The sequence below is a fragment of the Streptomyces sp. sk2.1 genome (assembly GCF_008120935.1).
GTDB lineage: Bacteria > Actinomycetota > Actinomycetes > Streptomycetales > Streptomycetaceae > Streptomyces.
This window is the reverse complement of the sequence record NZ_RDBO01000083.1, coordinates 1-7364: the sequence shown is the minus strand read 5'-3', so window position 1 is coordinate 7364 and position 7364 is coordinate 1. Positions and strand designations below refer to the sequence as shown.

Genomic DNA, 7364 nt, shown 5'->3' with positions numbered 1-7364 from the left:
CCCCGGGCCCTTCCCGCCCGGGCTCTCCTCCCCCGGGCCCGTCCCGCTCGGGTTCCAGCGGCGGGGCGGTGACGCCGCAGTGCACCGTGCACTCGGGCCGTGCGTGTTCCGCCTCCTCCTCGTCGGCCGGGACCGGCGCCCCGCTCACCGCCGCCCAGGCGATCACCGCGCCCAGCACGAGCAGCCCGGCACACATCGGCATGGCCCGGCGGAAGGTCGCGGCGAACTCGTCGGCGTCCCGGTACGCCTCCGGCCCCATGCCGGTGAGCAGCGGCAGCGCGGCCACCGCGATCAGCCCGGCGGCGCGGGCGGCCGCGTTGTTGATCCCGCTGGCGAGACCGGCCCGTGCGGTGTCCACGGAGGCCAGGACCGTCGCGGTGAGCGGCGCGACCAGGGTGACGAGTCCGACGCCGAGCAGGGCGACCGCGGGGAGCACGTCGGTGAGGTAGCCGGAGACGGAGGCCGACCCCGGCCCGACCCGGGTCATCAGCAGCATCCCGGCGGCGGCGACCAGCGGGCCGACGGTGAGCGGGAGCCGGGGCCCGATGCGTCGGCCCAGCTCCCCCGACGCGGCCGAGAAGAGCAGCATCAGCACGGTCGTCGGCAGCAGCGCCGTGCCCGCGCCGAGCGCCGAGTACCCGGCGACCACTTGGAGCTGGATCGCGGAGAGGAAGAAGAACCCGCCGAGCGCCGCGTACACGCAGAGGGTGATGACGTTGACGGCGGTGAACTGCCGGGACGCGAACACCGACGACGGCAGCATCGGGTTCTCCCGCCCGCGTTCCACCCGCACGAACAGCACCCCGAGCAGGACCCCGCCGACGGCCGCCCCGACCACCGCGCCGGACGCCCCCTGCCCCGGCGCCTCGATCAGCGCGTACGTCACCAGGGCGAGGGCCAGTGCGCCGAGCACCGCCCCCAGCACGTCGAAACGCCCGTGGGCGTCCGGATCCCGCGACTCCGGTACGTGGCGCAGCGCCACCGGCACGCAGACCGCGGCGATCGGCACGTTGAGCAGGAACACCCAACGCCAGCCGGGCCCGTCGACGAGCCATCCGCCGACGAAGGGCCCGACGGCCGCCCCGACCCCGCCGAACCCCGACCACAGGCCGACCGCGCGGGCCCGGTCGTCGGGGTGGAAACTCGCCTGGATCAGGGCCAGCGAACCGGGGGTGAGCAGGGCCCCGCCGGCGCCCTGGAGGGCCCGGGACGCGATCAGGACGGCGGAGTTCGGCGCGAGCCCGCAGAGCACGGACGCGGCGGCGAACCAGACCACCCCGACGACGAACACCCGCCGACGCCCGTACCGGTCGCCGAGTGCGCCGCCGAGCAGGATCAGCCCGGCGAGCGTCAGCATGTAGGCGTTGACGGTCCATTGGAGCGCGGCCAGGCCGGTGCCGAGGTCCTCGCCGATGCGGGGCAGGGCGACGTTGATGACGGTGGAGTCCAGCATGGCCATGCTGGACCCGAGGACGGTCGTGAGGACGACCCGGCGTCCGGTGGCGGAGGCGACCCGGATGGCTCCTGTCCCTGCTGCGTCGGGCATACGAGCAGCATCGCCGCTCCGCGCCGGGAGAGCCATCGGAGAACCGGCGCCTTTCCCGAAGTCCCTCCGAGATCTCTCCCGAGGTCCCTCCCCGACGCCCCTTCGCCGGCGTTCCTTCCCCGGTTCCTTCCCTTCCCCGACGCCCCGCCCTCCATCGGACGTTCGGGGCTTCGGGGGTTCGGACGTTCGAGGGTTCGGAGGTTCAGGGATTCGGGGGTTCAGGGATTCGGGGGTTCAGGGGTTCCGGCGCCCACCCGGCCCTCAGCYACCCCCCGCCGCGCTCTCCCGCACCCGGCGGACGCCGCGGATCAGTGCCTCCACCCCGGCCTCCGCCTTGGACCGCGGGCACCCCACGTTCAGCCGTACGAAGCCCTCCGCCCCGTACACCCCGCCCGGCATCACCGCGATCTTCTCCTGCTCGATCAGGACCCGCTGCAACTCCTCGTCCCCGTCGATGCCCGCGGGCCGCAGATCGATCCACGCCAGGTAACCGGCCTGCGGCGGCTCCCAGCCCAGCTCCGGGAGCTCCTCGTTCAACCGCCGCGCGATCATCCCCAGGTTCCCCGCGGCATAGGCGCGGGCCGCGTCCAGCCACTCCCCGCCCTCCCGGTAGGCGGCTATGTGCGCGGTCAGCGACAGCACCGCCGGAGAGGCGAGCCCCTCGGCCGTCTCCATCCGGCGCAGGAACTCCGCCCGGTCGGCGGAATCGCCGATCAGCCCGTACGAACCGGTCAGCGCCGGGAAGTTGAACGCCTTCGACGCGGAGGTGACCAGCGCCCAGCGGCCCTCACCGGCGACCCTCGTCCACGGCACGTGCACATGCCCCTCGTGCACGAAGTCCGCGTGTATCTCGTCGCTGATCACCGCGACCCCGTGCCGCGCGGCGAGCGACGCCATCTCGCCCAGTTCGTCCTCGGTCCACACCCGGCCCGTCGGGTTGTGCGGCGAGCACAGGACCAGGACCCTGCTGTCGGGGCGGGCCAGTTCGCTTTCCAGCGCGGCCCGGTCCCCCACCGGCACGCCCCGCAGCTCCCGCCCGAGCCCGGTCACCGCCTTGCGGAAGCCGTCGTACGTGGGGGTGTGGACGACCACGCCGTCGCCCTCGGCCGACCACATCTGGAGCAGCTGCGAGAGCTGGCTGAGCACGGAGGGCCCGTACACCAGCAGCCCGGTGTCCACCTCCGTCCCGTGCCGGGTCGCGTACCAGTGGGCTATCGCCGCGCGGAAGTCGCCCAGCCGCCAGTCCGTGTAGCCGAACACCCCGTGGTCGATGCGGTCCCGCAGCGCGCCCAGCACCTCCGGGGCGGTCTCGAAGTCCATGTCGGAGATGGTGAACGGCAGCAGTCCGTCCACCCCGAAACGGTCCGCGACCCCGTCCCACTGGACGCACCAGGTGCCCCTGCGGTCGACGACCGTGTCGAAGTCGTAGTCATGGCGGTCATGGTCATGGCGCACACCGGAACTCATAGCACTCCCTCACACACACTCATTCGGAACACGGCCCCGGACCGGCCGAACCTGTCGCTCCCGCCGGTCCCGTCGGCCCCGGACCGGTCGGATCCCCGGGAACACCTTCCCGGAAACACACCGCGGGCCCGGCACCCCGAGGGGGTACCGGGCCCGCGGCCACGCCTCGTACCGGTCGTGCCTACTTCAGCCGGGTGCCGGTGGAACGCAGGTTGGCGCAGGCCTCCGTGACGCGCTCGGCCATGCCCGCCTCGGCGGACTTGCCCCAGCTGCGCGGGTCGTAGACCTTCTTGTTGCCGACCTCGCCGTCGACCTTCAGCACACCGTCGTAGTTGCGGAACACGTGGTCCACGATCGGGCGGGTGAAGGCGTACTGGGTGTCGGTGTCGAGGTTCATCTTCACGACGCCGTTCTCCAGCGCGGTGGCGATCTCCTGCTCGGTGGAACCGGAACCGCCGTGGAAGACGAAGTCGAAGGGGGACGTCTTGCCGTACTTGGCGCCGACGCCCTCCTGGAGGTCCTTCAGCAGCTCGGGGCGGAGCACGACGTTGCCCGGCTTGTAGACGCCGTGGACGTTGCCGAAGGAGGCGGCCAGCAGGTAGCGGCCCTTCTCGCCCAGGCCGAGCGCCTCGGCGGTGCGCAGCGCGTCGTCGACGGTGGTGTACAGCTCGTCGTTGATCTCGTGCGAGACACCGTCCTCCTCGCCGCCGGTCGGGGTGATCTCGACCTCAAGGATGATCTTGGCGGCGGCGGCCTTGGCCAGCAGCTCCTGGCCGATGGCCAGGTTGTCGGCGAGGGTCTCGGCCGAACCGTCCCACATGTGGGACTGGAACAGCGGGTTCTCGCCGCGGGCGACGCGCTCGGCGGAGATGTCGAGCAGCGGACGCACATAGCCGTCCAGCTTGTCCTTCGGGCAGTGGTCGGTGTGCAGCGCGACCGAGATGTCGTACTTGGCGGCGACGATGTGCGCGAACTCGGCCAGGGCGACGGCGCCCGTGACCATGTCCTTGTTGTGCTGGCCGCCCAGGAATTCCGCACCGCCGGTGGAGATCTGGACGATGCCGTCGCTCTCCGCCTCCGCGAAGCCGCGCAGTGCAGCGTGCAGGGTCTGGGTCGACGTCACGTTGATGGCCGGGTAGGCGAACTTCCCTGCCTTCGCCCGGTCGAGCATCTCGGCGTAGACCTCGGGGGTTGCGATGGGCATGTGTCCGCTCCTTGGGATATGCGGGTGTGCGTGCTGGTTCCCTGACCTGGGGGCGACATCATCGTCGCCCCCATCCTCCCAGACTCTCGCCGCGGCTCCACCCGGCCCATCGCCCGACTGCTCCGACAGGCGCGCGGCAGGTACGCGAAAGGGGTGGGCGGTTTCACGTGAAACCGCCCACCCCCGAAAGAAGCCGCAGGTCAGGCCAAGTATCAGGCGAGATCGAGGTCGGCCACCGAGTAGACGTGGACATATGGGAGGCCCGCCTCGGCGATGGCCGGGGCCGCGCCCCGCTCCACGATCACGGCGACGGCGACGACCTCGCCGCCGGCCTCGCGCACCGCCTCGACGGCGGTCAGCGGCGAACCACCGGTGGTCGAGGTGTCCTCGACCACCAGACAGCGGCGGCCCTTCACGTCCGTGCCCTCGATGCGGCGCTGCATCCCGTGCGCCTTCTGTGCCTTGCGAACGACGAACGCGTCCAGCTCCTGCCCGCGCGCGGCGGAGGCGTGCAGCATCGACGTGGCGACCGGGTCGGCGCCCAGCGTCAGCCCGCCGACGCAGTCGTAGTCCAGCTCGGCGGTGGCGTCGAGCATGACCTGACCGACCATCGGAGCGGCCTTGCCGTCCAGCGTGATGCGGCGCAGGTCGATGTACCAGTCGGCCTCAAGACCCGAGGAGAGGGTCACCTTGCCGTGTACCACGGCCTTGTCCTTGATCTGCTGGAGCAGCTCAGCACGTACGTCAGTCATGGCTACGAGCTTAAGCCGCCCCTGTCGCCCCCCACGCCCACCGCCGTACCGGGCCGGCACGGCCGTCGTACCGGGCCGAAGGCCCCGCGCCGTCGCACCGTCGCACCCGGCCGGTGACCGTCGCACCGCCGCACCCGGCCGGTGACCGCCGCACCGTCGCGCCGGGCCGGTCGCCGCTCCGTCGCGCCGGGTCAGAGCCTGCGCCAGCTCCAGGTCGTCGCGATCTCCAGCGGGTCGATCGGGGTGACGAGGCGGGGCATGGTGTTCAGCCCGTTCGGCGGCCCGGACTGCGGTTCCACGCAGACCGCCTCGTCCTGCTCGTCGTAGATCACGACCCACTCGGACCGGCTCTTCACGGTCAGTTCCAGCTGCTCCGGCCAGGTGAGCGTCACCTCGACGCCGTCCGGCATCCCGAAGCAGTCGTCCCACGGGCCGGGCAGGGGCGGGATGCGGCGGCCGGTCGGCAGGTGGTCGTCGCCCCGCTCCTCCTGCCACCGGGCGTCGAAGCCCAGCCGCACGTCCTCGCCCCCGTCGCCGAGGTTGCGCAGGAACCAGGGGTGCCAGCCGGCCTGCGCCGGGAAGGAGTCCCCGTACGTCTCGATGCCGAAGGCCAGCGTGAGGGAGTCCTCGGCCAGTTCGAAGGTCTGGGTCACCCGGCCCGGGTACGGCCAGGGATCGGCGAGGTCGTAGTAGAACGAGGCGTCCCGCTCGCCGATCCGGGCGGTGCGCCAAGCGGTGTCCCGGCCGGTGCCGTGGATGGCGTGCGGCGGCGAGTTCAGCGGCAGCCGGTGCGGGACGTCGCCGTTGTGGAACAGCCCGTACCCGGTGCGCCCGCACCACGGCACCATCGGGAAGCAGCCGTACCGCTCCCCCTGCCGCAGCAGTTCGGTGCCGCCGATGCGCAGGCTGTCGACACGACAGCCGTTGGCGGGATTCACGGTCAACTCTGCGTCGCCGACGGACAGCCGGACGTCCTTCTCGCTGCTACTCACCCGCCCGAGATTACTGGCGCCGCGGCTACCTCCGCCGCCGCAGCGCACGGCCGACCACCACGGCGGACGCCAGCGCGAGCGCGGCGGCGGGGGCGACCCAGCGGAGCGTGGCGCTCCTGGTGGTCGAATCGGGTGACGGCACGGGGGCGTACCGGCCGCGCGGCGGCGCGTGGTCGACCTCCTCGGCACTGCGGCCGATCATCGTGCGCCTGGCGTGGGCGGCCTCCGCCGGGGGAGCTTCGGGCTCGGGGAACTCCGCGTCCGCGTCGGGGTCGAGCGAGGGCGGGGGAACGGGCGCGTCGAAGACCGAACCGGTGCCCGGCGGATTCCCCGCGCCGCCGACGCCCCCCTCGTCCTCCGCGCCCTCCGCCTTCTCCGCGTCCCTGGTGCTCTCGGTGCCCTCGGTGCTCCCGGGGCCCTTGGCGTTCTCGGAACTCCCGGTCGAGGGCGCCTCGTCCGCAGTGGCGTCGTGCGTGGGCGGGATGTCGTCGTCGACCCCGGGCACGATGTCCCGGGCGGGACCCGCCCCGGTCGTGTCGGCCTCCTCGGCCCCCTCCTCGATGGCCTGTTCCACGGCCTCGCCGACGGACCGCTCGACCTCCCCGAGCGCCTCGCCGTCCCGCGTACCGCCGGGCGCCTCCCCGGTATCGGCAGGTCCTTCCCCGCCGTCCGGCTCCCGGGACGCCAGGGTCTCCGTCACGAGTTGCTGGGCGAACCGGTCCAGCAGGCGGCGGCCCGCGGCGAGCGCCGCCGCCGCGTCCAGGTCCAGGAGCCGGCCGTCGCCGCCGACCGTGCCCGTGAAGCCGATCGCCGTGCCGCCGTCCCGCTCGGTCAGGTCGATCGTCAGGGTCAGCTTCGCCGAACCGCCGCCCCTGGCCTCGGAGCCCTCGCCCGTCACCAGGATCTCGGCGGCCCCGTGCGACCCCTCCGAACCGCCGTCCCGCGGGGCGTCGGTGATTCTCAGGGTGCCGCGGTACGTGATCGTGTGGCCGTCGACCCGGACCTTGAGCCGGCCGGACAGCGGACCCGCGGACGCCTCGGCGTCCTGCTGCAGCCCCGGCACGCAGCGCGCGACGCGGGCGGGGTCGCCCAGCGTCCGCCGGAGGGACGGGGCCGGAACCGGAACGAACACCTCATGCTCCATGAAAACCGAGCCTACTCAGCCCCGGCCCTCGCGTCAGCGGTTCCGCCCCGCGGGACGGCGGTTCGGAGGGGTCGCACGGGGCCGCCGAGATCCTGGTGACGGGCGAGGGCTCCGAGGCCAGGGGCGGCGGTTCGGCGAAGCTGACCCTGACGATCGACCTGACCGAGCGGGACGGCGGCACGGCGATCGGCTTCACGGGCACGGTCGGCGGCGACGGCCGGCTCCTGGACCTGGACGCGGCGGCGGCGCTCGCCGCGGG

Annotated in this window: 6 protein-coding genes; all 6 read right to left on the bottom strand. The window is 73.1% G+C overall.

Going from position 1 to position 7364, the window contains the following annotated elements; all coding sequences use genetic code 11:
* Positions 1-1546, bottom strand: a 1546-nt coding sequence (locus EAO76_RS36915) for an MFS transporter (RefSeq protein ID WP_148840835.1), incomplete at its 3' end; no start/stop codon positions are given.
* Positions 1547-1807: 261 nt separating this feature from the next.
* Entirely contained in the window at positions 1808-3001 is a 1194-nt protein-coding gene (locus tag EAO76_RS36910; protein ID WP_262376071.1) for a MalY/PatB family protein, read from the bottom strand.
* A gap of 193 nt (positions 3002-3194) precedes the next feature.
* Positions 3195-4217 carry a class II fructose-bisphosphate aldolase gene (gene fbaA / locus EAO76_RS36905; RefSeq protein WP_148840602.1) on the bottom strand — a complete coding sequence of 341 codons (1023 nt, stop codon included), beginning with the start codon at positions 4215-4217 and terminating at the stop codon, positions 3195-3197.
* A 212-nt stretch (positions 4218-4429) separates the two neighbouring features.
* The gene (gene pyrE / locus EAO76_RS36900; protein ID WP_136326594.1) at positions 4430-4969 is read right to left on the bottom strand and encodes an orotate phosphoribosyltransferase; all 540 of its coding nucleotides are present in this window, start codon (positions 4967-4969) and stop codon (positions 4430-4432) included.
* Between the two features lie 191 nt (positions 4970-5160).
* Entirely contained in the window at positions 5161-5961 is an 801-nt protein-coding gene (locus tag EAO76_RS36895) for an aldose 1-epimerase (protein WP_148840601.1), read from the bottom strand.
* A 25-nt stretch (positions 5962-5986) separates the two neighbouring features.
* Positions 5987-7105, bottom strand: coding sequence for a hypothetical protein (locus EAO76_RS36890; protein WP_262376070.1), 1119 nt, complete (start codon positions 7103-7105; stop codon positions 5987-5989).
* Positions 7106-7364 lie beyond the last annotated feature (259 nt).